The 26,786-nt window shown below is 60.0% G+C and carries 25 protein-coding genes; 17 read left to right on the plus strand and 8 right to left on the minus strand.

What is annotated here, in order from left to right; genetic code table 11:
- Window positions 1-306: 306 nt before the first annotated feature.
- Window positions 307-3,558 (plus strand): response regulator, encoded by a 3,252-nt coding sequence (locus ACIQJ2_RS10330; protein WP_400673447.1) that lies wholly within the window; start codon window positions 307-309, stop codon window positions 3,556-3,558.
- A gap of 108 nt (window positions 3,559-3,666) precedes the next feature.
- On the opposite strand, the gene mnmD is transcribed toward ACIQJ2_RS10330, so the two are convergent.
- A complete protein-coding gene (mnmD, locus tag ACIQJ2_RS10335; protein WP_400673450.1) occupies window positions 3,667-4,401 on the minus strand; it encodes a tRNA (5-methylaminomethyl-2-thiouridine)(34)-methyltransferase MnmD in 735 nt (244 codons plus the stop codon).
- Here mnmD and ACIQJ2_RS10340 point away from each other — a divergent pair.
- From ACIQJ2_RS10340 to ACIQJ2_RS10375, 8 genes are all read left to right on the plus strand, one after another.
- Window positions 4,400-5,584 carry an NAD(P)/FAD-dependent oxidoreductase gene (locus tag ACIQJ2_RS10340; RefSeq protein ID WP_400673452.1) on the plus strand — a complete coding sequence of 395 codons (1,185 nt, stop codon included), beginning with the start codon at window positions 4,400-4,402 and terminating at the stop codon, window positions 5,582-5,584. The two genes, mnmD and ACIQJ2_RS10340, sit on opposite strands and share 2 nt — an antisense overlap.
- 105 nt (window positions 5,585-5,689) lie before the next feature.
- Entirely contained in the window at window positions 5,690-6,397 is a 708-nt protein-coding gene (locus ACIQJ2_RS10345; RefSeq protein ID WP_199142722.1) for a DUF1045 domain-containing protein, read from the plus strand.
- 219 nt (window positions 6,398-6,616) lie between these two features.
- Window positions 6,617-7,540, plus strand: coding sequence for an allantoinase PuuE (gene puuE / locus ACIQJ2_RS10350; protein ID WP_400673455.1), 924 nt, complete (start codon window positions 6,617-6,619; stop codon window positions 7,538-7,540).
- Window position 7,541: 1 nt separating this feature from the next.
- Window positions 7,542-8,039 carry a 2-oxo-4-hydroxy-4-carboxy-5-ureidoimidazoline decarboxylase gene (gene uraD, locus ACIQJ2_RS10355; protein ID WP_400673457.1) on the plus strand — a complete coding sequence of 166 codons (498 nt, stop codon included), beginning with the start codon at window positions 7,542-7,544 and terminating at the stop codon, window positions 8,037-8,039.
- A 77-nt stretch (window positions 8,040-8,116) separates the two neighbouring features.
- The gene (locus ACIQJ2_RS10360; RefSeq protein WP_199142716.1) at window positions 8,117-8,479 is read left to right on the plus strand and encodes a HepT-like ribonuclease domain-containing protein; all 363 of its coding nucleotides are present in this window, start codon (window positions 8,117-8,119) and stop codon (window positions 8,477-8,479) included.
- 7 nt (window positions 8,480-8,486) lie between these two features.
- The gene (locus ACIQJ2_RS10365) at window positions 8,487-8,987 is read left to right on the plus strand and encodes an ureidoglycolate lyase (RefSeq protein ID WP_400673460.1); all 501 of its coding nucleotides are present in this window, start codon (window positions 8,487-8,489) and stop codon (window positions 8,985-8,987) included.
- Window positions 8,984-9,340, plus strand: coding sequence for a hydroxyisourate hydrolase (gene uraH, locus ACIQJ2_RS10370; RefSeq protein ID WP_400673463.1), 357 nt, complete (start codon window positions 8,984-8,986; stop codon window positions 9,338-9,340). Before ACIQJ2_RS10365 ends, uraH begins: the two co-directional genes overlap by 4 nt.
- A 3-nt stretch (window positions 9,341-9,343) precedes the next feature.
- Window positions 9,344-10,084 carry a metallophosphoesterase family protein gene (locus ACIQJ2_RS10375; RefSeq protein WP_400673465.1) on the plus strand — a complete coding sequence of 247 codons (741 nt, stop codon included), beginning with the start codon at window positions 9,344-9,346 and terminating at the stop codon, window positions 10,082-10,084.
- A 40-nt stretch (window positions 10,085-10,124) separates the two neighbouring features.
- Here ACIQJ2_RS10375 and ACIQJ2_RS10380 read toward each other — a convergent pair whose 3' ends face one another.
- From ACIQJ2_RS10380 to ACIQJ2_RS10395, 4 genes are all read right to left on the minus strand, one after another.
- Window positions 10,125-11,264, minus strand: coding sequence for an alpha-hydroxy acid oxidase (locus ACIQJ2_RS10380; protein ID WP_199142701.1), 1,140 nt, complete (start codon window positions 11,262-11,264; stop codon window positions 10,125-10,127).
- Between the two features lie 45 nt (window positions 11,265-11,309).
- Window positions 11,310-12,617 (minus strand): guanine deaminase, encoded by a 1,308-nt coding sequence (gene guaD / locus ACIQJ2_RS10385; RefSeq protein ID WP_400673469.1) that lies wholly within the window; start codon window positions 12,615-12,617, stop codon window positions 11,310-11,312.
- On the minus strand, window positions 12,614-13,852 hold the full coding sequence (gene puuD, locus ACIQJ2_RS10390) for a urate hydroxylase PuuD (RefSeq protein ID WP_400673472.1): 1,239 nt from the start codon (window positions 13,850-13,852) through the stop codon (window positions 12,614-12,616). Before puuD ends, guaD begins: the two co-directional genes overlap by 4 nt.
- Window positions 13,853-14,041: 189 nt before the next feature.
- Window positions 14,042-14,938 carry a LysR substrate-binding domain-containing protein gene (locus ACIQJ2_RS10395; protein WP_400673475.1) on the minus strand — a complete coding sequence of 299 codons (897 nt, stop codon included), beginning with the start codon at window positions 14,936-14,938 and terminating at the stop codon, window positions 14,042-14,044.
- Between the two features lie 126 nt (window positions 14,939-15,064).
- Between ACIQJ2_RS10395 and ACIQJ2_RS10400 the strand changes: the two genes are divergently transcribed.
- Window positions 15,065-15,244 carry a hypothetical protein gene (locus ACIQJ2_RS10400; RefSeq protein WP_400673477.1) on the plus strand — a complete coding sequence of 60 codons (180 nt, stop codon included), beginning with the start codon at window positions 15,065-15,067 and terminating at the stop codon, window positions 15,242-15,244.
- Between the two features lie 222 nt (window positions 15,245-15,466).
- Here the strand turns inward: ACIQJ2_RS10400 and xdhB are convergent, their stop codons facing one another.
- The 3 genes from xdhB to ACIQJ2_RS10415 form a co-directional block, all read right to left on the minus strand.
- The gene (gene xdhB / locus ACIQJ2_RS10405; RefSeq protein ID WP_400673479.1) at window positions 15,467-17,806 is read right to left on the minus strand and encodes a xanthine dehydrogenase molybdopterin binding subunit; all 2,340 of its coding nucleotides are present in this window, start codon (window positions 17,804-17,806) and stop codon (window positions 15,467-15,469) included.
- Between the two features lie 3 nt (window positions 17,807-17,809).
- Entirely contained in the window at window positions 17,810-19,279 is a 1,470-nt protein-coding gene (xdhA, locus tag ACIQJ2_RS10410) for a xanthine dehydrogenase small subunit (RefSeq protein WP_400673480.1), read from the minus strand.
- Between the two features lie 70 nt (window positions 19,280-19,349).
- Window positions 19,350-20,126 carry a 3-hydroxybutyrate dehydrogenase gene (locus tag ACIQJ2_RS10415; RefSeq protein WP_400673482.1) on the minus strand — a complete coding sequence of 259 codons (777 nt, stop codon included), beginning with the start codon at window positions 20,124-20,126 and terminating at the stop codon, window positions 19,350-19,352.
- Window positions 20,127-20,355: 229 nt separating this feature from the next.
- On the opposite strand from ACIQJ2_RS10415, the gene glpK reads away from it, so the two are divergent.
- The 7 genes from glpK (at window position 20,356) to ACIQJ2_RS10450 (ending at window position 26,770) form a co-directional block, all read left to right on the plus strand.
- Entirely contained in the window at window positions 20,356-21,852 is a 1,497-nt protein-coding gene (gene glpK, locus ACIQJ2_RS10420; protein WP_400673484.1) for a glycerol kinase GlpK, read from the plus strand.
- A 75-nt stretch (window positions 21,853-21,927) separates the two neighbouring features.
- The gene (locus ACIQJ2_RS10425; protein ID WP_400673486.1) at window positions 21,928-22,875 is read left to right on the plus strand and encodes an LD-carboxypeptidase; all 948 of its coding nucleotides are present in this window, start codon (window positions 21,928-21,930) and stop codon (window positions 22,873-22,875) included.
- Window positions 22,876-22,998: 123 nt separating this feature from the next.
- On the plus strand, window positions 22,999-24,048 hold the full coding sequence (locus tag ACIQJ2_RS10430) for a serine hydrolase domain-containing protein (protein ID WP_400673488.1): 1,050 nt from the start codon (window positions 22,999-23,001) through the stop codon (window positions 24,046-24,048).
- 65 nt (window positions 24,049-24,113) lie between these two features.
- The gene (locus ACIQJ2_RS10435) at window positions 24,114-24,488 is read left to right on the plus strand and encodes a YciI family protein (protein ID WP_400673490.1); all 375 of its coding nucleotides are present in this window, start codon (window positions 24,114-24,116) and stop codon (window positions 24,486-24,488) included.
- Window positions 24,485-25,741: an RNA polymerase sigma factor gene (locus ACIQJ2_RS10440; protein WP_400673491.1), complete on the plus strand. Its 1,257-nt coding sequence runs from the start codon at window positions 24,485-24,487 to the stop codon at window positions 25,739-25,741. Before ACIQJ2_RS10435 ends, ACIQJ2_RS10440 begins: the two co-directional genes overlap by 4 nt.
- A gap of 99 nt (window positions 25,742-25,840) precedes the next feature.
- Window positions 25,841-26,311: an SRPBCC family protein gene (locus ACIQJ2_RS10445; RefSeq protein ID WP_400673493.1), complete on the plus strand. Its 471-nt coding sequence runs from the start codon at window positions 25,841-25,843 to the stop codon at window positions 26,309-26,311.
- Between the two features lie 30 nt (window positions 26,312-26,341).
- The gene (locus ACIQJ2_RS10450) at window positions 26,342-26,770 is read left to right on the plus strand and encodes a DoxX family protein (RefSeq protein ID WP_400673495.1); all 429 of its coding nucleotides are present in this window, start codon (window positions 26,342-26,344) and stop codon (window positions 26,768-26,770) included.
- Window positions 26,771-26,786 lie beyond the last annotated feature (16 nt).

Below are 26,786 nucleotides of genomic sequence, written 5' to 3' on the forward strand. Positions count from 1 at the left end.
AGCCGAGTTTGAAGGTGCGCGCGAAACGGGGCGAAGTCGCGGCTGAAAAATGGGCCGCCGCATTAAATTTTGTTCATTATGAAATAGGCGAAAGCAGTTGATTTTGCTTCTGAAATCTCTGCGTGTGTCGCGTATTCTTTCGCGGTTAGCGACCATGTCTGGTGTGGCAAGCGAGGACCGCTCTCATCCATGACGCGAGCGCTGCCGCATCGCGCCGCGCCAAACATGGTTAACATCTTTTTAAAGCGATTTGTGATAGAGCGTCGCTTGATGAACTATCATACGTGGTGAGAAGAGAGGCTTGGTTTGACCTTGGACGGTGAACTGCTTGACATAGCATGCCGCCGGATCGCCAATCTGGACAGGCCTGCCTACATCAAGAACAGCGAACTGCGCTACGTCGCCGTCAATGACGCCTATGCGCGCTTTTTCGGGCGCGACATCTCCGATTTCATCGGTAACCGAAGCCACGAAATTCTCGATGTGGGCGAGAGCGCCGAGAGGGAAGACAAAGAGCGCCGTGCGCTGGTTTTCGCCTCGGAGGAGACGGCGCTGTGCTTCGATGTCGCCGGCCGTCAAAGGTCGCGCATACAGATCGAAAGCTTCTCTCCCTCGGAAGATCGCGTCTATATCTTCGGCGTGTTTCTCGATGCACCGGCGGTCTTTGGTGCAGCCTCAGCTGCCGACGGTTTTCAAGAGAAGATCGATCGGGCAGGCTTTTTTCGGACCGTTCTGGAAGACTTGCCGGTCGCGACCTTCGTGCGCGATGCGAATCATCGGCTCGTCTATTCCAATAGCGCCCATGCCGAGATTACCGGGCTCGATCGTGCGGAAATGGTCGGCAAGACCGAGCACGAGATGTTCGACGTCGGTGCCGACGACTTCTTCGCCGCAAACGAAGATGCCCTCAGGGAAGGGCGCGGGCACGAGTTCGAGAGCGAAATCGTCGACCGACAGCAGGTGAGGCGGCCGGTGAAAATTCGCCTGAACAGGGCGACCACGGATGACGGCAGTCACTACACAATCGGCTCCGTCACCGATATCTCGGCTCTCAAGCAGCGGGAAATGCAGATCATCGAGGCGCAGGCGCGTGCCGAGGCGCTGCACCACGATCTCGAAAACATCCTTCGCTCGATGCCGATCGGAGTTCTGATCCACGATAGCGACTACATCGTCGAATACGTCAACGATGCCTGGTACGAGATCTGGGATTTCTCCAAGGACGAGCGTTTCGAGGGTCGGCCCTATCGCGACCTGATCGCGAGACATTTCGCGCTGGAGCGTTTCGGCCCGGACAACAGCCGCAGCGTCGAGGACATCTATCAGGCGCGTCTGGCTGCCTTGCGCAAGGCGGGGTCGCACCTGCAGACGGAAGTGAATTTTGCCGATGGCAAGTCCGTCATCATCGATGCGCGCCGAATATCCAATGGCAGGACACTGATGTCCTACACGGACATTTCCTCCGTAAAGCAGCAATCGCTGGAGATAACCGAGACGCGACTGGCACTGGAGCGTCTCGGCGAGTTGATGGCCGACGCGATGCAGGCCATGTCGCAGGGTTTGCTGATCGTGCAGGACGGCACGATCATGCTGGCAAACGACACGCTGCAGCACATGCTCAAGCTGCCGGCGGCGCTTCTGGAAGCGGACAAGAAGTGGTCGGCCGCTTTCGACTACTGTGCGGCGCGTGGGGACTTCGGCGACGATGCGGAGACGGTGCGGCGCTCCTGGGGCGAGAGCATCGCGGCCGGCAAGCCGATCCATCATGTGTTCCAGGTCGTCGGCGATCGTTGGATGCAGCTCGATGCGGCGATCGGCGAGCATCGCCGCTGGACCGTCGTTCTGACCGATGTCACCGAAATGAAGGAGCGCGAAGCCGATCTGCAGCTCCTGCTGGCCCGCAGCAATGCGGCGGATCGGGCGAAGTCCGAATTTCTTACCCATATGAGCCACGAGATCCGCACGCCGATGAACGGAGTTCTCGGCATGGCGGAGCTGCTTGCAAAAACCGGTCTCGACCCCAGGCAGAAGACCTTTGTCGATATCATCGTCAAATCCGCCAACGCACTCCTGACCATCATCAACGACATTCTCGATTTCTCGCGGATCGATACCGGCGAGATGCACCTGCGCAAGATGGCGTTCGATCCGGTCGAAGCAGTCGAGGATATAGCCGCGCTGCTGGCGGCTGCGGCATCGGAAAAGAACATCGAGCTGATCGTGCGCGCCGCTCAAGGCGTGCCGGCGGCCGTACTTGGCGATGCCGGGCGCTTTCGGCAGATCGTGACCAATCTTGTCGGTAACGCCATCAAGTTCACCGAGCGCGGTCATGTCCTGGTGGAGCTGGATAGCCAGCCCGATGTCGGCGAAGATGTCCTGCTCATGTTGCGTATCGCAGATACGGGCATCGGTATCCCGGAAGAAAAGCTCGGCAGCATCTTTGACAAGTTCTCGCTTGCGGATTCGTCCTTTGCGCGGCGCCTCGAAGGCTCCGGTCTCGGGCTTGCTATCACCGCCGGCCTGGTCGATCTTTTCGGCGGCTCGCTCTCTGTGGAGAGCGAATGGGGCAAGGGATCGGCCTTCACGGTTCATTTACCGATGCCGCTGGTTGCCGAGCGCGGCAGGGCGCCGGAATTGCCCGCAGACGTCAAGGGCGCGCGCATCCTGATTGTCGAGGACGGTGAGATCCACCGGAGCATATCCGGCGAACAATTGGCGCAGTGGGGCTTTGATGGCCATGTCGCCGAGGATGGCATGACCGCGCTCGCCATTTTGAATACAGCCTTCGACATGGGCGTGCCGGTCGATGCATTGGTGATCGACTGCAATATGCCCGATCAGAACGGCTATCAGCTGGCGCGAACCATGCGCGCGGATGTGCGTTTCGATGCCTTGCCGGTGATGTTTCTGACGTCGATGGGAGCGGTCGGCTGGGACAAGGAGTTCACGGCAATCAACGGCCAGGCGCATCTGATGAAGCCGGTGCGTGCCAATGTGCTGCGGAATGCGATCATCGACGTCGTGCGTACCTCGCGACGGCGACGAGCGAACAGTCAACAGAGCGCAGCCGTCCGGCATGTGCCGATCGAGGTCGAGGCTGCGGCTGCCATAAAGGCGACTGAGGACATGGATTCGACAGGCGCTGCCAATTCTATCGACGTTCTCGTCGCCGAGGATAACCAGGTAAACCAGATCGTCTTTACGCAGATTCTGCAGGCCACAAAGCTGCGTTTCTTGGTCGTCGAGAATGGCCAGGAAGCGGTGAACGCATGGCGCCAGCTACGGCCGTCGGTGATCCTGATGGATGTTTCCATGCCGATCATGAACGGTCATCAGGCGACGCGGATGATCCGCCAGTTCGAGGCGCAGGCAGGGCAGGGTTGGCATGTGCCCATCATCGGCGTAACGGCGCAGGCGCTGGAAGTGGATCGGGTCATGTGCATGGAAGCGGGCATGGACGATTGCCTGTCGAAGCCGATCAGCCCGGAGCTTCTTGAAGGAAAGATCCAGCGCTGGCTCGGCGATGGTGCAATGCACGCCGATCGCTCCAACACCTAGGGCATGATGCCGAAAAGACTATGCGGCTTTCGGGCGACATCCGCCTTACATGTTTGCTTCTGGAGCGGCTTCGGACTTTAGGTCGAGCAGACCTGAAGTCATCCGACTCTAGGCCGGTTTGACGCCGCAGAGCATTTCACGTTTGCCGGCAAAGCCTTGCCGTCTTTCCACTGTGAAACCCGAGGCCTGCAGATTGCGGCGCACGAAACCGGCCGCCGCGTAAGTGGCGAAGGTGCCTTTCGGAACCGTCTTGTCATAGAGCGCCTGCATTAGATCCATCGACCACATGTCGGCGTTGCGCGATGGCGCGAAACCATCGAGATACCAGGCGTCGAAGCCCGGCTGCGCATTGCTCACGCCTTCCAGCGCAGGGCCGCAGACGACGGTGAGACGTGTATGGGCATCGAGCCTGAGAGACAGGACACCTTGCGGGTCGCTCGGCCATGCGGCGACCAAAGCTTTGCGTTGATCGTTGATCTCGGGCCAGTGCGACAGGGCGCGATCGATTTCCGCGGCGCGCATCGGGTAAAGCTCGAAGGACATGAAGTGCAGCTCCGAGCCCGAGGTTGCCTGTTGTTGCCACTGGCGCCATGTCTCGCAGAAATTCAGACCGGTGCCGAAGCCAAGCTCGCCGATGAGGAAATGCTTCTGCTGCTCCCACCGTGAAGGCAAGCCATTCCCGGCCAGGAAGACATGGCCGCATTCCAGCCGCCCATCGGTCTGGCAATAAAAATGGTCGCCAAACGCCGGCGAATAGGGCATATCGCCGTCGCGCCATTCGAGCTCCGGGCTTGCCGCATTGGTTTCGGACGTGTCAGTCCGATCTGAAACTGGATCTGTCATGGAAAAAGCCGATAATCCTCCGAGACCTGCCGGTCAATCGTTCGTCGATCTGCTGATCGTCGGCGGTGGCATCATGGGCTTGTGGGCGGCCGTTCATGCCGAGCGTCTCGGCATTCAAACGCTGCTCGTCGATTCCGGCGGATTCGGACAGGGCGCGAGCGGCGGCCTGCTCGGGGCGCTGATGCCGCATATGCCGGACAAGTGGTCGGAAAAGAAGCAGTTTCAGTTCGATGCGCTCGTATCTCTGGAGGAAGAGATCGCCGGGCTGGAGGCTGCGACGGGTCTTTCTGCCGGCTATAGACGCGCAGGTCGTTTGATTCCGCTGCCGAAGCCGCATCTGCGGCAGATTGCGCTGGGTCATCAGAAGGATGCCGCAAACCATTGGCATCAGGGTGGGCGGGAATTTCACTGGCAAGTGCTTGATGCTGCACCCGCTTCGGACTGGATCGATCCCGGCGCCGGTGAGAGCGGCTTCGTCTTCGATACGCTGGCGGCGCGCGTGGCCCCGCGTGCGCTGCTGAATGTGCTGCAGAGGTTTCTCGCCTCAGCCAGACATGTAAGACTTGCGAAGGGGTTGAGTATCGATCGCATCGATCCCGACAATGGTGTGGCGACGACAGGTAGCGAGGATATCCGTTTCGGCCGCTGCATTCTGGCCGCCGGATACAGATCCTTTCCGGTCCTGGACGAACTGACACGCGATCGAAAATCGGCTTTGGGGCAGCCGGTCAAAGGGCAGGCCGCTTTGTTGAAGGCGGATGTCGATAGCACGCTTCCAGTCATCTTCCGCGACGGCCTCTACATTGTTCCGCACGAAGGCGGTCTGGTTGCGGTCGGCAGCACCAGCGAAAACCGCTTCGAAGATCCTCTGTCCACCGACCGTCAGCTCGACGATCTGCTGATTGCAGCCCGTGCGATGGCGCCGGTTTTGGCTGGTGCCGATGTGGTCGAACGCTGGGCCGGCTTGCGGCCGAAGGCTGTGGACCGCGATCCGATGGTGGGGCCTCATCCCGATCACCCGTCGTTGATCGCCCTGACCGGCGGTTTCAAGGTGAGCTTCGGACTGGCGCATCGGCTTGCGCAGGCGGCCGTTTGCGAGGCCGCAAGTGTGGCTTGCAGCTTCAACTTGCCGCAGAGTTTCACACTCGCCAGTCATATTGCAGTCGTATCACATAAAACGTGAATATACGCCCTTTCGGGTCGTCAATCTGTCACGCAAATCACCTATCTCCTTGGCCGTCGGGACCTGGCTCGGTCAGCCGGTTTGCTGTGATCTGGAGGAGATCTTATGCGCTATGCCATTTGCTTCACGCCGTCTGCGAGCGATCCGCTGACGCTCGTGGCCGCAAATTGGCTCGGCCGCAACGTCTACTCCGGCGAGATGGTCGAGCCGCCCGCTATACGCGGGCTCGGGATCCATGAGATTGCTTTTTATACCGCCGTCCCCCGTCGATATGGCTTCATGGGCCTGCTGAAGGCGCCTTTCAGATTGGCAGAGGAGATGTCCGAAGCGGCGTTGCTGCGCGATCTCATGCGTTTTTCAGGCTCGACCTCACCGTTCGAAATCCCGCGGCTGGAAGTTGCGCGGCTTGGCGGCGCATTGGGCCTTGTTCCGTCCGCGCCCAGCCAGCAGATGCACTTTCTCGCGGCTTCGCTGGTTCAGGCTTTTGATCTCTATCGTGCCCCGCTCACGGAGGCGGAAATCGAACGCATCGATCCGGACGGTCTTTCTGCCACGCAGTTTGCCAATCTGCATCGCTGGGGCCATCCGCATGTGATGGACGAGTTCCGCTTTCAGATGATGCTGACGGGCACCGTCAACCCCGGCGACATGCAGCGGATGGAACATGCAATGCGTGATTTCTTTGAGCCTTCGCTCATGGCACCCATTCCGGTCTCCAACATCGCGTTGATGATGGAAGACGGCTCCGGCGGCCCCTTCCGGGTTCATTCCCTCCATCCGATGGGCAAGGTGAGCGCGCGCAAGATTGCCTAGGTAGTCGGCAACCTTGTCTTACAGCATCGGCCCGAAAATCTGATACGCTTTTCGGAAAGCCTGATGCGTGGAATAAAAGAGATAGAGCGACTTCTGTGCTTACTAAACGAAGCACGGTGCTCTCGTGGCTTGCCATTGAAGAGAAAGTGATTTTCCCACTTTCCATCTCGACTTTCGTGGCATGGGTGCTACCGTTCCCCCACTAGAAAAGGTGGTTCAATGTCGGAAAATTACGCGCGCAATCTCATCGGCTACGGCCGTAACACACCCGATCCGAAATGGCCGGGCGACGCCCGCGTCGCGGTGCAGTTCGTGATCAACTATGAAGAGGGCGGCGAAAGCTGCATTCTTGATGGCGATGCGGGCTCGGAGAACCTGCTGTCAGAGATCGTTGGCGCCGCATCCTGGCCGAACCAGCGCAACCTCAACATGGAATCCATCTACGAGTATGGTTCACGCGCCGGCTTCTGGCGCTTGTGGCGGTTGTTTACCGAACTCAAGGTTCAGGCGACGGTCTATGGCGTGACGCTTGCCATGGCGCGCAATCCGGAAGCGGTTGCCGCGATGAAGGAAGCCGGATGGGAAATCGCCAGCCACGGCTATCGTTGGCTGGAATACAAGGATTTCTCCGAGGATCTGGAGCGCAAGCACATCCAGGAGGCGGTACGTCTGCACACCGAACTGACAGGCGAGCGCCCCTACGGCATGTATCAGGGCAAGCCATCCGACAATACGCTGCGGCTGGTCATGGAGGAGGGCGGCTTCCTCTATTCCTCCGACTCCTACGCGGACGATCTGCCTTTTTGGGTCGACGGCCTGAACGGCAAGCCGTTCCTGATCATCCCCTATACGCTTGAAACTAACGATATGCGCTTTGCCACGCCGCAGGGCTTCAATTCGGGCGACCAGTTCTTCACCTATCTCAAGGACGCTTTTGATACGCTTTACGAAGAGGGCAAGGAAGGCAGTCCGAAGATGATGTCGGTCGGCTTGCATTGCCGCCTTGTTGGCCGCCCGGGTCGCGCCGCGGCGTTGCGCCGCTTCATCGAGTATGTGCTGAAGCACGACAAGGTCTGGATTCCCCGTCGTGTCGAGATCGCCAACCATTGGCACCAACATCATCTTCCGACGGGCGAGCGCTAAGATGGTGTCGCGCGATGAATTCGTGAGCCGCTTCGGCGGCGTTTTCGAACATTCTCCCTCTATTGCCGAGCGCGCCTTTGACAGGGGTGCCATCACCGAGCCATTGACCTCGGGCGGCGTGCACGGCGCTCTGGTTGACGTTTTTCGCGCGGCGAGTGCCGACGAGCGGCTCGGCGTCCTGCGGGCGCATCCGGATCTCGCCGGTCGGCTAGCCATTGCCGGCGAGCTCACCGAAGACAGCCGCAAGGAGCAGGCGGGGGCTGGGCTCGATCGGCTGAGCCCGGCTGAGCATGCCCGGTTCACGGAGCTCAATTCTTCCTATGTGACGAAATTCGGGTTTCCCTTCATCATTGCAGTCAAAGGTCTCGGCAAGAATGATATCCTTGCCGCCTTCGAGACACGGATCGGCAATGACCGCGATGCCGAGTTTGAGACGGCAACCGCGCAGGTGGAGAAGATCGCGCTGCTGCGGTTGCAATCCATGCTTCCGGAGAGCTGATTTGCAGTCGGCGCTTCGTCCTGCCGTTCAGGCTTACGGCTGCCATTTGAGAATTGGCCCGGGAGGCGCCGCGTGACATGAGCCTGGACCGGCTGATTGCCCATCTCGACCATATACAGCAGGCCGGATCCGAAATCGGTCAGTTTCTGCAAGCAGCGGACAGGGCTGCCTTCTCCAATTCGGTTGAAAAACAGCGGGCCGTCGGCATGAATCTTATGCTGATTGGCGAAGCAGCGACCCGCATCGAGCAAGAATATCCGGAGTTTGTCGTTGACCATCCCGACTTGCCTTGGCATGTGATGCGCGACTTCAGGAATCGGATTGCGCAAGGGTATTTCGACATCGAGTTGAACGCCCTTTGGGATCTCGCCCATACATCTGTTCCTGAGTTGCTCCTGCAACTGGACTCCATTCGCCATTGGCGAGCGGAAGGCGAATAATCATTCAATGACACAGCATCTAGACATCAAACCTTTGACAAAGGCCGCATTCGCACCGTTCGGCGATGTGATCGAGGCCGATCCGGCAACGATGCGCTTCATCAATGGCGGAACCACAGAGCGCTTCCATGCGCTCTCCGCCGCCGAAGCCATCGGCGAGGGCGCGCGGGTTATCCTGAACATCTTCCGCGGCCAGCCGCGGGCCTTTCCTTTTGCGATCGAGATGATGGAGCGCCATCCGTTCGGCAGCCAGTGTTTCATCCCGCTGAACGGCCGGCCGTTTCTCGTCGTCGTCTCGCAGGATGATGACGGCAAGCCCGGCAAGCCGCAGGTCTTCTTGGCGCGCGGCGATCAGGGCGTGAACTACCGCGTCAATGCCTGGCACTATCCGCTGATGGCGCTTGGCGAGCAGAGCGATTTCCTCGTCGTCGATCGCGACGGGCCGGGAAACAATCTCGAGGAATATTTCTTCGATATTCCCTTCACCATCGGAGTGCCAGTGCTATGACCGGACTGACCACCCATGTGCTCGACACCGCCCTCGGCAGGCCGGCCGAAGGCCTGACCATCGACCTTTTCAGGATAGAGGGCGAAGCCCGTACCCATCTGAAGACGGTCGTGACCAATTCCGACGGGCGCGTGGATGGTGGCCCCATTCTCATCGGCGACAGTTTTGTCGCCGGCACTTATGAGCTGCTGTTCCGCGCGGGCGATTATCTGCGTGCGAGCGGTGTCAAGCTGACTGAGCCCGCCTTCCTCGACCTCGTGCCGATCCGTTTTGGCATTGCCGATACGACGGCGCACTATCATGTGCCGCTGCTGATTTCGCCCTATAGCTACTCCACCTATCGCGGGAGCTGACGCTTGCGGTTTGCTGCCATTGCGGATGTCCACGGCAATCATCTGGCACTCGAAGCGGTGCTGGAGGATATAAGTGCGCAGGGCATTACCGACATCGTCAATCTGGGCGATTGCTTCAGCGGTCCGCTGACCTCGGGCAAGACGGCGGACAGGCTGCTGGCGCTGAATGCTCTGACCGTGCGCGGCAATCACGACCGGTATCTGATCGAGCAGGCGCCGGAAGCGATGCATCCCTCCGACAAGGTGGCCTGTGCACAACTGACCGAGCAACATCTCGATTGGCTGCGCGGCTTGCCCTTTAGCGCGGTATACAGGGACGCTGCCTATCTCTGCCATGCCACGCCGGCGGCCGATAATGTCTATTGGCTGCAATCCGTCTCGGCGGATGGCCATGTCTATCAGAAGCCGGTCGAAGACATCGAGGCGCTGGCCGCAGGCATCGATTTTCCGCTGATCTTGTGCGGACACACGCATATTCCCCGTGTCGTCAGGCTTTCCGATGGCCGCCTGATCGTCAATCCCGGCAGCGTCGGCTGCCCCGCCTATGATGACGATCTGCCCCACTATCACAAGGTAGAAGCCGGCCACCCCTTCGCCTCCTACGCCATTCTTGAAAAGCAGGGCGAGACTTGGCTGCCAGTGTTTCGACAGGTCGCCTATGATCACATGGCGATGGCAGAGCTAGCGGCTGAAAATGGTCGCGCCGAGTGGGCGAGCGGCCTGGCGACGGGCTGGCTGCGGTAGAGCATGTCGCGAAAGTCTGCAGCGGTTATCGACACGCGTTTCAAAGATCAGCCAGGATCGACCGATCTACAGTCTTGATATCCCTCTTGCCGCAGAGTGCCATGGAGATATCCAGCTCCTTGCGGATGATCTCCAGAGCCAGCGTCACGCCCTCCTTGCCCATGGCACCCAGGCCATAGAGGAAGGGGCGGCCGATGAAGGTGCCCTTGGCGCCGAGAGCCACGGCCTTCAGCACATCCTGGCCGGAGCGAATGCCGCCATCCACATGCACCTCGATCCTGTCGCCGACCGCATCGACAATCCGGGGTAGCATGCTGATAGAGGAGAGGGCGCCGTCGAGCTGCCGGCCGCCATGGTTGGAGACGATGATGGCGTCGGCACCGGTATCGACGGCGGCCTTCGCATCTTCGACATCCAATATGCCCTTGATGATGAGCGGGCCACCCCATTGCTCCTTGATCCAGGCGACATCGCTCCAGGAAAGCTTGGGGTCGAACTGCGAATGCGTCCAATGCGACAGCGTCGTCATGTCGGAAATATCTTTGGCATGGCCGATGATGTTGCCGAAGGAGCGACGCTTGGTCTTCAGCATGTTCATGCACCAGCTGGGCCGTGTTGCCATCTGCCAGAGATTCTTCACCGTCATTTTCGGCGGTGCCGAGAGCCCGTTGCGGATGTCGTTATGGCGCTGGCCGAGGATCTGCAGGTCGGCCGTCAGCACCAGCGCCGAGCATTTTGCCGCCTTGGCGCGCTGGATCAGATTGAGAACGAAATCGCGGTCCTTCATCACGTAGAGCTGGAACCAGAAAGGCTGCTTCGTCACCGAGGCGATATCCTCGATCGAGCAGATGCTCATGGTCGAGAGCGTGAAGGGAATACCGAACTCCTCTGCCGCGCGCGCCGCCAGCATCTCGCCATCGGCGTGCTGCATGCCGGTCAGGCCGGTCGGCGCCAGCGCCACCGGCATGGAAGCCTTCTGACCAACCATGGTGGTGGCGAGCGACCGGTCGGACATGTCGACGAGGACGCGCTGGCGCAGCTTGATCTTGGCGAAGTCAGCCTCGTTCGCCTGATAGGTCGACTCCGTCCACGAGCCGGAATCGGCATACTGGAAGAACATTTTCGGCACGCGCCGCTCGGCGAGCTTCTTCAGTTCGGCGATGGTCAGCGGCGCGGTCATGGCTCTATGCTTTCTCAGTGGTGGTGTTGTGGTGGGTTCCCGACCCTATTGCAGGGTCGATTTCATCGGCTTTCCGGCGACGTAGGTTTCGACGACGGCGCGGTCGTCGCCCATGGTCTGCAACAGGAACAGCTCTTCGGTGAGGCTCTTCGTCACCTCCATCTTCAGCGCCATGGCCGGCGTTGCGGCGGCGTTGAGGACGATGAGGTCGGCTTCGGTGCCGGTGTCAAGCGTGCCGATCTTGTCGACAAGCGAGAGGGATTCTGCATTCCCGCGCGTCATGTAGTAGTAGCTTTCCAGCGGGTTCAGGCGTTCGCCGAGCAGCTGCTGGATCTTGTAGGCCTCATCCATGGTGCGCAGCATGGAATAGCTGGAGCCGCCGCCGATATCGGTGGCCACGCCGATGCGAACGGGCTTTTCGCGGCGCGCCAGCGCCTTCAGCGGGAAAAGGCCGGAGCCGAGAAAGAGGTTTGAGGTCGGGCAATGCACAGCGACGGAGCCCGCTTCGCTCATGGCGTCGGCTTCGCGCTCGGAAAGGTGGATCGCATGACCGAACAGGCTCTTGGGGCCAAGCAGGCCGTAGCGGGCATAGATATCGGTGTAGTCGATCGCGTCCGGATAGAGCTCGCAGGTGAACGTGATTTCGTCATGGTTCTCTGAGAGGTGCGTCTGGATATGCAGGTCTGGGAATTCGCGGGCAAGCGCGGCCGTCGCTTCCATCTGCGCCGGCGTCGACGTGATGGCGAAACGCGGGGTGATGGCGACGTGGTTGCGGCCCTTGCCGTGCCAATCAGCAATGACCTGGCGGGTCTCGTCGTAGCCCATTTCGGGCGTGTCGAGCAGGCCCTGCGGCGCGTGGCGGTCCATCATGACCTTGCCGCCGACCATGCGCAAGTTGCGCCGCATGGCTTCGCCAAAATAGGCGTCGGCCGAGGTCTTGTGTACGGAGCAATAGGCGACGGCCGTCGTGGTGCCGTGGCGGATCATTTCGTCGTAGAAATGTCTGGCGATGCGCTCAGCATGGGCGCTTTCGACGAAGCGGCATTCCTCGGGGAAGGTATAGGTGTTCAGCCATTCCAGCAGGTTTGCGGCATAGGAGGCGATCACCTGCATCTGCGGGAAATGCAGGTGCATGTCGATGAACCCCGGCAGGATCAGGTGCGGGCGATGGTCGACTTCGGTCACGCCTTCCGGCGCCTGCGCCTTGACATCAGCGTAGGGGCCAGCCGCGGCGATCACACCGTCTTCGATCAGCAGTCCGCCGTCGCTCTCATAGCTATAGCTATCGGCATCATCGAGGCTTTGAGGCAAACGCTTGAAGGACAGCAGGCGGCCGCGCAGAAGGGTGGTCATTGGCTTTTTTCTCCGATGGAGCTTTCGAACCAGGCGACCAGCAGCTTGCGTTCCTCGGGCGTCACTTCGGTGACGTTGCCCGGAGGCATGGCATGGCTGCGGCCGGCCTGGATATAGATCTCCCGGGCATGCATAGCGATTTGCTCGTCATTTTCCAGCACGACGTCCTTCGGCGGGCGGACAATTCCCTCAAAAACGGGCTCGGCCGCATGGCACATGGAACAGCGCGTCGAAACCATCTGCTTGACGGCCGGAAAATGCGCATCCGAGGCGAATTGCTGGAAGGCAGGCGAGACGGCATTGGCCTCTTTTTCGCCCGTCAGCACCTTCGGAACGGTCGAAAGCCATATGATGACGATGAAGAGGACGAGGGTGACGATCCAGGTCCACGTCGGGCGCCCCTGGCGGGCATGCGTAGTGTTAAACCAATGGCGGATCGTGACGCCCATCAGGAACACCAGCGCTGCGATGACCCAATTGTAAGCCGTGCCGAAGGCCAGCGGGTAATGGTTCGACAGCATGAAGAAGATGACGGGCAGCGTCAGGTAATTGTTGTGCAGCGAGCGCTGCTTGGCGATGCGGCCATATTTCGGGTCCGGCGTACGTCCGGCGATGAGGTCGGCGACGACGATCTTCTGATTGGGGATGATGATCATGAAGACGTTTGCCGACATGATCGTCGCTGTGAAAGCGCCGAGATGCAGGAAGGCAGCGCGACCGGTAAAGAGATGCGTATAGCCCCAGGCCATGAAGACCAGGACGGCGTAAAGCACGATCATCAGGCCCCAGGTATTGTTGCCGAGCGGTGATTTGCAGAGCAGGTCGTAGATGATCCAGCCGACTGCGAGCGAGGCCAGCGATATCAGGATTGCGACGGGAACGCTGACGTCAAGCACATGCCGATCGATCAGGAAGAGATTGGCACCACCGTAATAGACGATGCACATCATCAGGAAGCCCGAGAGCCAGGTGAAATAGCTCTCATATTTGAACCAGGTGAGGTGCTCCGGCATCTGCGCTGGCGCCACCAGATATTTCTGGATGTGATAGAAGCCGCCGCCGTGAACCTGCCATTCCTCCCCGTAGGCGCCGACCGGAAGATGCGGCCGCTTCACCAGCCCCAGATCGAGGGCGATGAAGTAGAATGAGGAGCCGATCCACGCTATGGCGGTAATGACGTGGAACCAGCGCACGGCAAAGGCCAGCCACTCCCACGCTATGGCGTATTCATACATTCGGTTCCCCTTTTCGTTCTTCGGCCAGATACCTTGCAAAATGTTGAGGTCGGATGGAAGGGGAGAGTTTGATCCACCGGCCGAAAGCCACGGTCTTATCGATTTTCGATCTACCGTCGGGCAGAATGGCAGAGACATAGCCGCCACAAGGCCGCCGCGACGCAATATGTCGGCAAGGCTTGATGAATCCTATGCCAGCGGCTGGCCGAACTCGCCGAGGATCCAGTTCCTGAATGCGCGAATTCTCGGCGTATGGCGCCTGTTTTCGGGATAAGCGACCCAGTAGTCTACACCATCCGTCGAGAGGATATCGAAGGGCTGGATCAGCCTGCCAGCGGCAACCTCGTCCGCGTAGAATTCCGGCGTCAGCACGGCGACCCCCTGACCGGCTATGGCTGCCGCGGCCTCGAAAGATTGCGCGCCGAGCCTGCTGCGGGGCCTGCCCTGAAGGCCCGGGTCGGGTATGCCCGCATCCTCAAACCACTGAACCCACCAGGGGTCGCCCGCGTCGATGATGCGAAGCTTCAGAAGGTCAGCAGGTTCATTTACGCCGCCGATGGTTGCCGCCAAAGCGGGGCTCAGCATGGGCGTGAAATTCATCTTCATCAACAGATGCGCGCGCAGTCCGGGCCACGATCCGCGGCCGGCGCGGATGGCGATGTCGGAAGGTACCCGGCCGAAATCGATGATGGATTCGGATGAGGACAAGCGAACGGCGACATTGGGATGCTTGAGCTGGAAGGTGCCGAGATGGCGGGCGAGCCACTGCGAGGCGAAAGTCGGGGTTGAGTGGATATGCAGCGTGGTCTCCGCGTCACCGCTAATCGAGGCCATGGCATCCTGCAGCATGGCGAAGGCCTCGGCGACTTTCGGCGCCAGCTGTTCTCCGGTGTCCGTCAGTTCGATCTGCCTCGGCCGGCGGAGGAAAAGGGGCTCGCCCACGGTCTCTTCCAGCAATTTGATCTGATAGCTCACGGCCGTCTGTGTCATGCCCAGTTCGTCGCCAGCGCGGGTAAAGCTACCAAGCCGGGCGGCGGCCTCAAAAACCCGCAGGGCATTCAGAGGGAAGCGTTTTGAAAGCTTCATGGATAAGTTCTCTTTATCTATACAGATGATAGTTCCATTGGAATATCAGCACTTTTAGCAGCAAACTACAATTCATATCGTTGATGGAATTGAGGTGTCGTTATGGATTGCTGTGTTGTGGAGCAAATGGAAGCAGCCAGGCCCACGGTTCTGGCGCGTGTTCTGGAAGCGCTGTCGCAGATCTTCACACGGTCGGGCGACCCATCGCCTGAGCTCAATCTGGATGAGGTTCCCGATCGAGTGAAGCGCGATATCGGTTTTCTCGACGGGCGCGAGCCACGTTATGAGGATAACAGGCTTCGATAAGCATCTATAGCGCCGCACTTCCTATGCGATGCGCAAAGGTCGCTGTAGCACTTTAAATCGTCTGCATAATTCTGTCCTCAAATCGATTCCGATTTAAGGAATTATGCATAGGCCGCTGGATGCTTATGGATGACGGGCGCTCGTATGAGCGCCCTTTTTTTATCGCAGCAAACCCCGATGCCTCGGGGCAACGGCCTAACCGCAGCGCCGCCGCTCGCATCGTCACATTCCCTTCAGTCGCTCGACGGCCATCAGCACTCGCTCGGGCGTTGCCGGTGCATCGAGGCGTGGGCAGACACGATAGTCCGCGACGCTTGCAACCGCCATGGATAGCGCCTCCAGCACCGAGATCGGCAGCATGAAGGGCGGCTCGCCGACGGCCTTGGAACGGCCGATGGTGGCTTCGGTATTTTCCGACCATTCGGCAAGACGGACGTTGAAGATCTTTGGCCGGTCGGAAGCGAGGGGAATCTTGTAGGTCGACGGTGCATGGGTGCGCAGACGGCCCTTGGCGTCCCACCAGAGCTCCTCGGTCGTCAGCCATCCCATGCCTTGCACGAAGGCGCCTTCGACCTGGCCGATATCGATCGCCGGATTGAGGGAGCGGCCGACATCATGGAGGATATCGGCGCGGTCGATCAGATATTCGCCGGTCAGCGTATCGATCGACACTTCCGAGCAGGCGGCGCCATAGGAGAAATAATAGAACGGCGTGCCGCGGCCAGCCTTGCGATCCCAATGGATCTTCGGCGTCTTGTAGAAACCGGCGGCCGAAAGCTGGACGCGGGCGAAATAGGCCTGCTTGACGAAATCGGGGAAGGGAATTTCCTCGGCACCGACGCGCACGCGGTTCGGAAGGAACTGAACCTCCTCGGCGCCTACGCCCCACTTTTCGGCCGCGAAAGCCACGAGCCTTTCCTTGAGCTGCCGGGCAGCGTCATAGGCTGCCATGCCGTTCAGATCCGAACCGGAGGACGCCGCCGTTGCCGAGGTGTTCGGCACCTTGCCCGTGGTCGTCGCCGTGATCTTCACCCTGTCGACATCGACCTGGAAACTGTCGGCAAGAACCTGCGCCACCTTGGTATAGAGGCCCTGACCCATTTCGGTGCCGCCATGGTTCAGGTGGATGGAGCCGTCCTGATAGATATGCACCAGCGCGCCGGCCTGATTGAAGGCGGTCATGGTGAAGGAGATGCCGAATTTCACCGGTGTCAGCGCGATGCCCTTGCGGATGAAGCGGCTGGAGCGGTTGAACTCGATGATCGCTTTGCGTCGCGCCTGATAGTCGGAGGACTGTTCCAGTTCATCGACGATGCGGTTGATGATGTTGTCGGTGACTTCCTGATGGTAGGGGGTCAGCGTTCGGCCCGAGCCTGGCTGGCCGTAGAAATTGGCGCGTCGCACCTCCAGCGGATCCTTGCCGAGGGCATAGGCGATCTCCTCGATCATGCGCTCGCCGCCGACCATGCCCTGTGGACCGCCGAAACCACGGAAGGCCGTGTTGGAAACGGTGTGCGTTTTCAGCGGCTTCGAGACCAGATGCACATGCGGGTAGAAATAGCTGGAATCCGCATGGAATAGCGCGCGGTCGGTGACCGGGCCGGAAAGATCGGAGGAAAAGCCGCAGCGTGCGGCATAGGTCGCGTCGACGGCATGGATGCGGCCGTCTTCGTCGAAGCCGACCTCATAGTCTACGAGGAAGTCGTGCCGCTTGCCGGTTGCGCTCATATCCTCGTCGCGGTCGGGACGGAATTTCACGGCGCGGCCGAGTTTCTTGGCGGCAACGGCTGCCAAAGCCGCAAACTGGTTGCCTTGCGTTTCCTTGCCGCCGAAGCCACCGCCCATGCGGCGCACGTTGACGGTTACGGCGTTCGACGGAATACCGAGGACATGGCCGACGATGTGCTGAATTTCGCTCGGATGCTGTGTCGACGACCAGACGGCGACCTCGTCATCCTCGCCGGGAACCGCCAGAGCGATATGGCTCTCGAGATAAAAATGCTCCTGGCCGCCGATGCGCATTTGCGCCTTGATGCGATGCTTGGCGTTGGCCATCTCGGCCTCAGGCTCGCCGCGCTTCAAAGTCATAGGCTCATAGACGAGCGGCGAACCATTGGCGAGCGCGCCGTCGATATCGCTCCAATGTGGCAGCTCGCGGTAATCTATCTTGGCAAGGCGGGCGGCGCGACGGGCTGTGTCGCGGGTTTCGGCGATGACGGCGAAGATCGGTTGGCCGTGGAATTCGACCTTTGCTTCGGCGAGCAAGGGCTCGTCATGCATGCCGTTGGAACTCGTGTCGTTGACGCCCGGAATGTCCGCGCCTGTGAAGACCCAAACGACGCCGGGATAGGCGCTGACGGCCGAAAGGTCGACGGAGACGATCTCCGCATGCGGGCGATCCGAGAGGCCGAGAGCGCCGTGGAGCAGGCCTGCGGGTTCGGGAATATCGTCGATATAGTCGGCTGCTCCGGTCACATGCTTATGCGCGGAATCATGGCGCAAAGATCCGTGCATCGATCCGTTGATGACGACCTTGGCTTCTTCGAAAGTGGACTTGTCCATGGCTCAGACCTCCTCCGCCGCAAAGCGCTTCAGTTCCTGCGGCGCACCAGCCGTTTCCAGGTAGAATCGGAGCAGCAGGTTTTTTGCTGTCAGTTGCCTGTATTCGGCGGTGGCGCGCCAATCGGTCAATGGCTTGTAATCGGCATCGAAAGCGGGGCGGACAGCTGTGACCGTCGCCTCCGTCCAGGGCTTTCCGACCAGTTCGGCCTCGACCGTGCGGGCGCGCTTCGGCGTGCCAGCCATGCCGCCGAAAGCGATGCGGATATCCGCGACCTTGCCTGCATTATCCAGCGTCAGATGGAAGGCCCCGAGCACGGCGGTGATATCTTCATCGCGGCGCTTCGTGATCTTGTAGACGGCAAAATGTGCGTCGGCGGCCGGATAGGGGACAAAGATGCTCTCGACGAATTCGCCGGGATTGCGATCCTGCTTGCCATAGTCGATGAAGAAATCTTCGAGCAGGAGGCTGCGGGTACCCGCTGCCGAGCGCAGCCTGACGGTGGCGCCAAGGGCGATCAGCGGTGGAGGACTATCGCCGATCGGCGAACCATTGGCGATATTGCCGCCGATGGTGCCCATGTTGCGAACCTGCTCGCCGCCGATGCGATTGATGAGGTTGGCAATAGCCGGGATTTTTTCCGCGATCACGGTAAAGGCTCGGCTGTAGCTGACGCCGGCGCCGATGGTCAGGCCCTCATCTTCGACCGCGATCTTTTGCAAGTCGGTCAGATGGTTGATGAAGACAACCGGGTTAAGCCTGCGCATCTGCTTCGTCACCCACAGGCCGACATCGGTCGAGCCGGCAACCACGGTCGCCTTGGGCTCATCCGCAAGCACCTGCGCCAAGGCAGCAACGGAGCCGGGCACGATGAGGCGGTCCTCACCCTCGGTAATGGTAATAGTGTCGCCGCCCTGCATGGCCCAGAGGCGGGCGATGATATCGGCTCGCGTCTTTTCCAGCGGATCGAAAAGAGCGCTCGGCCGCTTCTGGCTGACCTGCTCTGCCGCCTTGACGATGGGCTCATAGCCCGTGCATCGACAGAGATTGCCCTGAAGCGACTTTTCGATCTGCGCGCGGCTCGGCTTTTCCGTCGACAGCCAGAGGCCATAGAGCGACATGATGAAGCCCGGGGTGCAGAAGCCGCATTGCGAGCCGTGGCAATCGACCATGGCCTGCTGCACCGGATGCAGCGTGCCATTCTGGGCGGCGAGATGTTCGACGGTGACGACATGTGTTGCGTGCAGCGAGCCGACGAAGCGGATGCAGGCGTTGACGGACTCATATTGAAGCCCGCCATCGATGAGGCGTCCGACCAACACCGTGCAGGCGCCACAGTCGCCCTCCGCGCATCCTTCCTTGGTTCCCGTCAGGCGCCGCTGGAGGCGCAGGAAATCGAGCAGCGTCTCGGTGGGGCGCAGGCTGGATAGCGTGATATCCTCGCCGTTGAGGATAAAGCGGATGCTGTCGCTCATGTCGTTCCCGTTTTTTATTCGTTTGTCGGGCCGGAGGTGCTGACGCGAATCCGGCCCTAACCGCATATGGTTATGCCGCGGTCCAGCCACCGTCAATCGAGACGTGTGTGCCGGTGACCTGGCGTGCCTCGTCGCTTGCAAGATAGAGCGAAAGGGCTCCGATTTCCTCGGCCTTGACGAATTCATGCGTGGGCTGAGCCTTGAGGATGACTTCGTTCTTCACCTGCTCCTCAGTCATCCCTCGCGCCTTGGCCGTATCCGGGATCTGCTTTTCGACGAGCGGGGTCAGGACATAGCCGGGGCAAATGGCGTTTACCGTGACGCCGAATTCGGCAAGCTCAAGCGCTGCCGTCTTGGTCAGGCCGAGTATACCATGTTTTGCCGCGACATAGGCTGATTTGAAAGGGGAGGCGACGAGCCCATGCGCCGAGGCGATGTTGATGATGCGGCCGTACTTCTTCGCCTTCATCAGCGGGATGGCGGCGCGCATGGTGTGGAAGGAGCTGGAAAGATTGATCGCGATGATCTGGTCCCACTTCTCGATCGGGAAATCCTCGATCTTCTCCACATGCTGGATACCGGCATTGTTGACGAGAACATCGACGCTGCCAAAGGTGGAGTTGGCCGTTGCGATCAGATCGGCGATTTCGGCGGGTTTCGTCATATCGGCAGGATGATAGATCACCTTGCCGCCGCCTGAAGCTTCCAGCTTATCCTTGATAGCGTCGATTTCCTCCGGCTTTCCGAAGCCGTTGATGACGACGTTATCACCCTTTGCAGCGAAGGCCGCCGCGATGGCGAGGCCGATACCGCTCGTGGAACCGGTGACGACAACTGTTCTTGCCATGATCTTCTCCTTGGACAGCGCAGCTTTCTGCTGCAATGCAAAAGCGTTCGAACCTAGTCCCAAACCCGCGAACATGGCAATCGTATCGCCGTTAGGTTCTTTTGCGGCACCGCTGGCCGCGATGGTGTGAACAGGAAAGCAAATTTTCGATAAAAATTTCGTTTTGCTTTCTTTTCACATTCGTTTTGCTCGCGTATCTGTTGGTCGGACGAAAAATCGGGAGGAATGCATGAGCGGTTATGTCTTGGCGATCGATCAGGGGACGACGTCAACGCGGGCTATCGTTTTCGACGGCAAGATGAAGGTTGCCGGTGTGGGGCAGAAGGAATTCACCCAGCATTACCCGAAGCCGGGCTGGGTAGAGCACGATCCGGAAGAGATCTGGTCGTCCGTCCTCTTCACCGTTCGCAAGGCCATCGACGCCGCTGGCATTACCGCCAAGGATATCGCAGCACTCGGCATTACCAATCAGCGTGAGACCGTCGTCGTCTGGGATCGCGAGACCGGCAAGCCGATCCACAATGCCATCGTCTGGCAGGATCGCCGTACGGCCAGCTATTGCGAGAAGCTCAAACGGCAGGATCTCGAAAAACTGTTCACGCGCCGCACCGGCCTGCTGCTCGATCCCTATTTTTCCGGCACCAAGCTCTCCTGGCTGCTCACCAATGTGAAGGGCGCGCGTACTCGGGCGGAAAAGGGCGAGCTGTGCTTCGGTACGATCGACACTTTCCTGATCTGGCGACTGACGGGAGGTAAGAGTTTCTCCACGGACGCGACCAATGCCTCGCGAACGCTGATGTACAATATTGCCAGTAACGAATGGGACGACGAGCTGCTGGACATCCTGCGCGTGCCAGCCGCAATGCTGCCTGAAGTGAAGGATTGCGCCGCCGATTTCGGCGTGACCGATCCCGCGCTCTTCGGCGCAGAAATCCCGATCCTCGGTGTTGCCGGCGATCAGCAGGCGGCGACAATCGGCCAAGCCTGCTTCGAGCGCGGCATGATGAAATCCACCTATGGCACCGGTTGTTTTGCGTTGCTCAACACCGGTGCCGATATGGTGCGGTCCAAGAATCGCCTGTTGACCACCATTGCCTACCGGCTGAACGGCAAGACGACATATGCGCTTGAGGGATCGATCTTTATCGCGGGCGCGGCAGTGCAATGGCTGCGGGATGGCCTGAAGGCCATCAAGCGCGCCTCCGATTCTGGCGATCTGGCGGCCAAGGCGGATCCACTTCAGGAGGTTTATCTCGTGCCGGCCTTTACCGGCCTTGGCGCACCCCATTGGGATCCGGATGCGCGCGGTGCGATCTTCGGGCTCACCCGCAATATCGGCCCGGAGGAAATCGTCCGCGCAGCGCTGGAGGCGGTCTGTTATCAATCGCGTGACCTGCTGGATGCGATGCACAAGGATTGGCGCAACGGCAATGGTGAGGACACGGTGCTGCGCGTCGACGGCGGCATGGTTGCCTCCGACTGGACCATGCAGCGGCTGGCCGATCTGCTGGATGCGCCCGTCGACCGCCCCATCATCCTGGAAACCACGGCGCTTGGGGCTGCATGGCTGGCGGGCAGCCGCGCCGGCGTCTGGCCGGACCGGGAAGGCTTCGCCAAGGCCTGGGCGCGCGACCGCCGGTTTGAACCGGCCATGGATGACAAGATCCGGAACGCAAAGCTGAAAGGCTGGAAGAACGCGGTGAAACGGACCCTGACTAACGGATAGGGGCTGCTGGAATCCTTCATCGGACCAGTCATCGCGCGGGCTGACGTTGCCTGATGTTTCGTGCAAGAATTCGGCATGAACTCATTGAGTCGGATCAGCACGGATCGGATCCTGATCCCGCCGCCATTGCGGCCGGGCGACAAGGTCCGTTTTGTTTCGCCCGCGAGCCCGCCCGATAGAGATAGGGTTCTAAAATTTGCCGAAATCCTGAAAGGCTGGGGACTGATCATCGACTTCGGCGAACATGCCTTTTGCAAGCGGGATTATCTTGCGGGCACCGACGAGGAGCGATTGGCGGATCTCAACGCTGCTTTTCGTGATCCCGATGTTCGGGCTGTTTTCGCCACAACCGGCGGCAAAGGTTCGTATCGCATCGCCGACCAACTGGACTTCGAGGCAGTCCGACGCGACCCCAAGTTCGTTATCGGCTTCAGCGACATCACGGCATTGCTGCTCAGCGTTCTGAAGAACGGCCAATTGGCCAGCATTCACGGAGCCTTCTTTTCCGGGGTCAATGACGATGGTGTCAGTGCTTACACGCGCGAGCTGCTACACCGGGCGATGATGACGGCCGAGGACATCGTCATTGCCTCGCGCCCTGAGGAGCCGACTTCGGCTTTGACGACAAGCGGGGAGTGCAAGGGCCGGTTGATCGGCGGCAATCTCGACATGGTTGCGACATGTGCCGGTTGGGCGCTGCCGGATCTGCATGGCGCGATCCTGCTGCTCGAGGCGGTGGGCATGTATCGCGGCCAAGTGGATCGCCAGATGACCATGCTGCGCAAGGCGGGACATTTGAGCGGCTTGGCGGGGGTGGCTATCGGCCAGTTCACCGATTTCGAATTCGATCGCCGTTTTTCGGTGATCGATATCCTGCGAGAACATCTGGCCGAACTCGATGTGCCGGTGCTTGGCGGTCTGCCGCTGGGGCACGGAGATAGCCCGGCGAGTGTTTTCATCGGAGCTGACGCTGAACTTGAAGCAAAGGCGGGCGTGCTGAGGATCAGGCGGAACGGTACTTAGCGGCTGTGGCTGCCAAAGATTCACCCTGATGTTGCAGAAAAGGTAAGTGTTGCTGTGCTCTGTCACTGAAAAGGCTCAATATCTCGGGACGTCACTGACGACGTTTGAAACAGGGCATCGGCCATGCGCTTCATCTCGCTGCTATTCGTTGCAATGCTATCGGCTCCGGCGATGGCGCAAACGGTTCCTTCCGCAGAATGGGCGCATCCATCCCCTGATACGTCCGGGTGGTCGGCGGTAAAACTCGCCGAGGCGAAGGCCTTTGCGGACGAGCATAGTGTCAGCGCCATGGTCGTCGTTCAGCATGGGGCGGTCGTTGCCGAATGGGGGAATACGCACAAGCCGATGGAATTGGCATCCATCCGCAAAAGTCTCCTGGACGCGCTGATCGGGATCGCGGTGGCGCGGCGCAAGATCGACCTCGACACGACGCTGCAACAGGCTGGTATCGACGACAGGCCGCCACCGCTATCCGCGCAGGAAAAGCAGGCGACGATCCAGATGCTGCTTGAGGCGCGGTCGGGCGTCTACCATTCGGCTCTCTACGAGACAAAGGCCATGGCAGCTGCGCGGCCGCAACGGTTCAGCCATGCGCCCGGAACTTTCTGGTATTACAATAACTGGGATTTCAACGCTCTCGGAACGATTTACGAGAAGGCGACCGGTGCCTCGATCTACGATGCCTTTGAAGACGAGATTGCCCGCAAGATCGGCATGCAGGATTACGATCCGCATGCACAGCGCAAGTTTTTCGGAGCGGCATCCATCCATCCCGCCTACACATTCCGAATGAGCGCGCGCGACCTTGCCCGGTTTGCGCTCCTCTTTCTGAATGATGGACGCTGGAACGGCCAGCAGATCGTTCCTCAGCAATGGGTAAGCGAAAGCACGACGCCCCATTCGGATGCCGACCATGGGTTGGGCTACGGCTATCTCTGGTGGACGGGAGATGCGGCGGCGTCGGCCGGGAATGGTAACGGGAACGTATTTCATCTTCCGGCAGGCTCTTATTTTGCCTGGGGAGCGGGTGGGCAGTATGCCTTCGTCATTCCGCATGACGATCTCGTCATCGTCGAGCGTACCGATCGCGATCTACCACTGCCGTCTCCGAGGCTGCACGAGGTTGCCGGCCTGATCGACCTCATTCGCCAAGCCGGTCATTTCCAACGATAATTTTTTGGCGCGGCCTGTCGGAGCAGATGCTATTCCTTCGTCATTATAACGGAAGGAAGCCATCAATGCTTTATGCGATCCTATGCTACAACGATGAAGATGCGGTCTTTGCCTGGTCCAAGGAACAGGAAGACGCGACGATGGCGCGGTTGATAGCCGTGCAGACGCCGCTGGCCGAAGCCGGCAAGCTTGGTCCCGTCGCGCGTCTCATGCCGACGACGGCGGCGACGACCCTGCGCAAGGGCAAGAATGAGCCGATTGTCATCGACGGACCTTTCGCCGAAACGAAAGAGCAATTGCTGGGCTTCTATGTCGTTGACTTCGAGACGCTCGACGAGGCGCTGGAATTCTCCAAGGAGCTGGCTGTGGCCAATCCGGGCGTCGGTTCCTACGAGATCCGTCCGCTCTACGTATTCCGACCGGGGACGATTGCAACATGACGGATCTCGCCTGGATCGATATCGCTCTGACCAATGCGCGGCCGCAGGCGCTGGGCGCGCTGTTGCGCTACTTCCGCAATCTCGACATCGCCGAGGAGGCCTTTCAGGAGGCCTGCCTCCGTGCCTTGAAAACTTGGCCCGACAAGGGGCCTCCGCGCGATCCGATTGCGTGGCTGATCTTCGTCGGGCGCAATAGCGGCATCGATACGGTGCGCAAGCAGTCGAAATTGCAGAGCCTGCCGGACGAGGAGGTGATTTCCGATACCGGCGATGCCGAGAGCGATCTTGCCGAGCGCCTCGATGGCTCTGGCTATCGCGACGATATCCTCCGGCTGTTGTTCATCTGCTGTCATCCCGATCTGCCGGCGACGCAGCAGATAGCGCTTGCGCTGCGTATCGTCTCCGGCCTCTCCGTGCAGCAGATCGCCCGCGCGTTTCTGGTCAGCGACAGCGCGATGGAACAGCGAATTACCCGGGCGAAGGCGCGCGTCGCTGCGGCCGGCGTTGCCTTCGAAACGCCGGGTGCGGTGGAGCGAAGCGAACGGCTGACGCTGGTCAGCGCCATGATCTACCTCATCTACAATGAAGGCTATTCGGCCGGCGGAACGCATCGCGACGCCGCCGCCTTTGCGGATGAGGCCATCCGTCTCGGCCGGCTCCTGCTGCGGATCTTCCCTTCCGAGCCGGAAACCATGGCGCTGCTGGCGCTGATGCTGCTGCAGCAATCGCGCAAGGCGGCACGTTTCGATGCCGACGGACAGATCATCCTTCTGGAAGAGCAGGATCGCTCGCTCTGGGACAGGACATCCATCGACGAGGCGTTGGCGTTGCTCGACAAGGCGATCCGGCATCGTCGGCCCGGGCCATATCAGGTGCAGGCAGCGATCGCCGCGCTGCATTCGCGGGCGAAGCGCGCCGCTGATACGGATTGGGCCGAGATCGATCTGCTCTATCAGATGCTGGAAAGGCTGACCCCATCTCCCGTCGTCACGCTCAATCGCGCGGTCGCCCTGTCGAAATTGAAGGGCGCCGAGGAGGCGCTGGCATTGATCGCTCCGCTCGAGGCGCAACTCGACAGCTATTTCTATTTCCACGGGCTGAGAGGCGGTTTGCTGATGCAACTTCAGCGCCCTCAGGAAGCGCGTATCGCCTTCGATAGAGCCATCGCGCTTGCGCGCTCACCCGCCGAGGCCGCCCATATCCGTCATCAGCTCGATTGTCTGAATGCTGATGCGGTTGCCGCGACAAAATAATCGAAAAAATTGTGTCCGCGCTGTCGGAAACTGACCTTGCCGAACGTCGTTAGAATATAGGCGGCGCGGCCGCGCCAAATGACAAAGAGGAACCGAGATATGACCGAGCAGAGCCAACGGCACGAACTTTCGCTGACCCGCGTTATCGACGCGCCGCGCGAGAAGATCTTTCGGTGCTGGACCGAGGCCGACCTTCTGAAGCAGTGGTTTGCGCCACTGCCTTGGACGGTATCTGCCGCCAAGATCGATCTTCGCGCCGGCGGTGCGAGTTCGATCACCATGCGCAGCCCCGAAGGCGAAGATTATCCCGGTAACGGCGTCTATCTGGAGGTGATTGCGAACGAACGGATCGTTTTCACCGATGCCTTCACCAGCGCCTGGGTGCCGTCGGCAAAGCCGTTCATGGTGGTGACGATCCAGCTCGACGATCTCGGTGGCGGCAAGACGCGCTACACGGCAACCGTGCTGCACTGGTCAGCCGAAGACCGCGACGCGCATGAGAAGATGGGCTTCCATCAGGGATGGGCCCAATGCGCCGACCAGCTTGCCGCGCTGGCAGCGAAGATCTGAATTACTGATTCAATTCCGGGGGATATATAAATGTCTTATGCAGTCGATTCATCTTCACCTTCAGTCACGCGAGCCCAGCGCGTTGCCGGCATGATCCTCAGCGGGCTGATCATCGCCTTTCTCGTGTTCGACGGTGTGATCAAGCTCATTCCGCTTCCTGTCGTGACGGAGACAATGGCGGGGCTTGGCTATTCCGCCGATCCGGCGCTCGCGCGGCTCCTCGGCGTCATCACGCTCGGTTGCGCAATTCTCTATGCCGTTCCGAGAACATCAGTGCTTGGCGCGATCCTGCTGACAGGTCTTCTCGGTGGTGCGATGGCAACTCATTTGCGTGTCGGCAGCCCGATCTTTTCGCATCTGCTGTTCGGCCTCTATGTCGGCGTGATCGCCTGGGCCGGCCTTTATCTTCGTTATGAAGCGGTTCGGAGAATGATTCCGTTCTTTCCGCGAAGCTTTTGATTTCGGACTCAATTTG

This window comes from Rhizobium sp. NPDC092011, assembly GCF_044756305.1.
GTDB lineage: Bacteria > Pseudomonadota > Alphaproteobacteria > Rhizobiales > Rhizobiaceae > Rhizobium.

Excerpts from the sequence above, each read along its gene's own strand:
- ACIQJ2_RS10340 (WP_400673452.1), top strand. The coding sequence starts at position 4,400 with ATGGAAAAAGCCGATAATCCTCCGAGACCTGCCGGTCAATCGTTCGTC.
- mnmD (WP_400673450.1), bottom strand. The coding sequence starts at position 4,401 with ATGACAGATCCAGTTTCAGATCGGACTGACACGTCCGAAACCAATGCG.
- ACIQJ2_RS10345 (WP_199142722.1), top strand. The coding sequence starts at position 5,690 with ATGCGCTATGCCATTTGCTTCACGCCGTCTGCGAGCGATCCGCTGACG.
- puuE (WP_400673455.1), top strand. The coding sequence starts at position 6,617 with ATGTCGGAAAATTACGCGCGCAATCTCATCGGCTACGGCCGTAACACA.
- uraD (WP_400673457.1), top strand. The coding sequence starts at position 7,542 with ATGGTGTCGCGCGATGAATTCGTGAGCCGCTTCGGCGGCGTTTTCGAA.
- ACIQJ2_RS10360 (WP_199142716.1), top strand. The coding sequence starts at position 8,117 with ATGAGCCTGGACCGGCTGATTGCCCATCTCGACCATATACAGCAGGCC.
- ACIQJ2_RS10365 (WP_400673460.1), top strand. The coding sequence starts at position 8,487 with ATGACACAGCATCTAGACATCAAACCTTTGACAAAGGCCGCATTCGCA.
- uraH (WP_400673463.1), top strand. The coding sequence starts at position 8,984 with ATGACCGGACTGACCACCCATGTGCTCGACACCGCCCTCGGCAGGCCG.
- ACIQJ2_RS10380 (WP_199142701.1), bottom strand. The coding sequence starts at position 11,264 with ATGACCGCGCCGCTGACCATCGCCGAACTGAAGAAGCTCGCCGAGCGG.
- guaD (WP_400673469.1), bottom strand. The coding sequence starts at position 12,617 with ATGACCACCCTTCTGCGCGGCCGCCTGCTGTCCTTCAAGCGTTTGCCT.
- puuD (WP_400673472.1), bottom strand. The coding sequence starts at position 13,852 with ATGTATGAATACGCCATAGCGTGGGAGTGGCTGGCCTTTGCCGTGCGC.
- ACIQJ2_RS10395 (WP_400673475.1), bottom strand. The coding sequence starts at position 14,938 with ATGAAGCTTTCAAAACGCTTCCCTCTGAATGCCCTGCGGGTTTTTGAG.
- ACIQJ2_RS10400 (WP_400673477.1), top strand. The coding sequence starts at position 15,065 with ATGGAAGCAGCCAGGCCCACGGTTCTGGCGCGTGTTCTGGAAGCGCTG.
- xdhB (WP_400673479.1), bottom strand. The coding sequence starts at position 17,806 with ATGGACAAGTCCACTTTCGAAGAAGCCAAGGTCGTCATCAACGGATCG.
- xdhA (WP_400673480.1), bottom strand. The coding sequence starts at position 19,279 with ATGAGCGACAGCATCCGCTTTATCCTCAACGGCGAGGATATCACGCTA.
- ACIQJ2_RS10415 (WP_400673482.1), bottom strand. The coding sequence starts at position 20,126 with ATGGCAAGAACAGTTGTCGTCACCGGTTCCACGAGCGGTATCGGCCTC.
- glpK (WP_400673484.1), top strand. The coding sequence starts at position 20,356 with ATGAGCGGTTATGTCTTGGCGATCGATCAGGGGACGACGTCAACGCGG.
- ACIQJ2_RS10425 (WP_400673486.1), top strand. The coding sequence starts at position 21,928 with ATGAACTCATTGAGTCGGATCAGCACGGATCGGATCCTGATCCCGCCG.
- ACIQJ2_RS10430 (WP_400673488.1), top strand. The coding sequence starts at position 22,999 with ATGCGCTTCATCTCGCTGCTATTCGTTGCAATGCTATCGGCTCCGGCG.
- ACIQJ2_RS10435 (WP_400673490.1), top strand. The coding sequence starts at position 24,114 with ATGCTTTATGCGATCCTATGCTACAACGATGAAGATGCGGTCTTTGCC.
- ACIQJ2_RS10440 (WP_400673491.1), top strand. The coding sequence starts at position 24,485 with ATGACGGATCTCGCCTGGATCGATATCGCTCTGACCAATGCGCGGCCG.
- ACIQJ2_RS10445 (WP_400673493.1), top strand. The coding sequence starts at position 25,841 with ATGACCGAGCAGAGCCAACGGCACGAACTTTCGCTGACCCGCGTTATC.
- ACIQJ2_RS10450 (WP_400673495.1), top strand. The coding sequence starts at position 26,342 with ATGTCTTATGCAGTCGATTCATCTTCACCTTCAGTCACGCGAGCCCAG.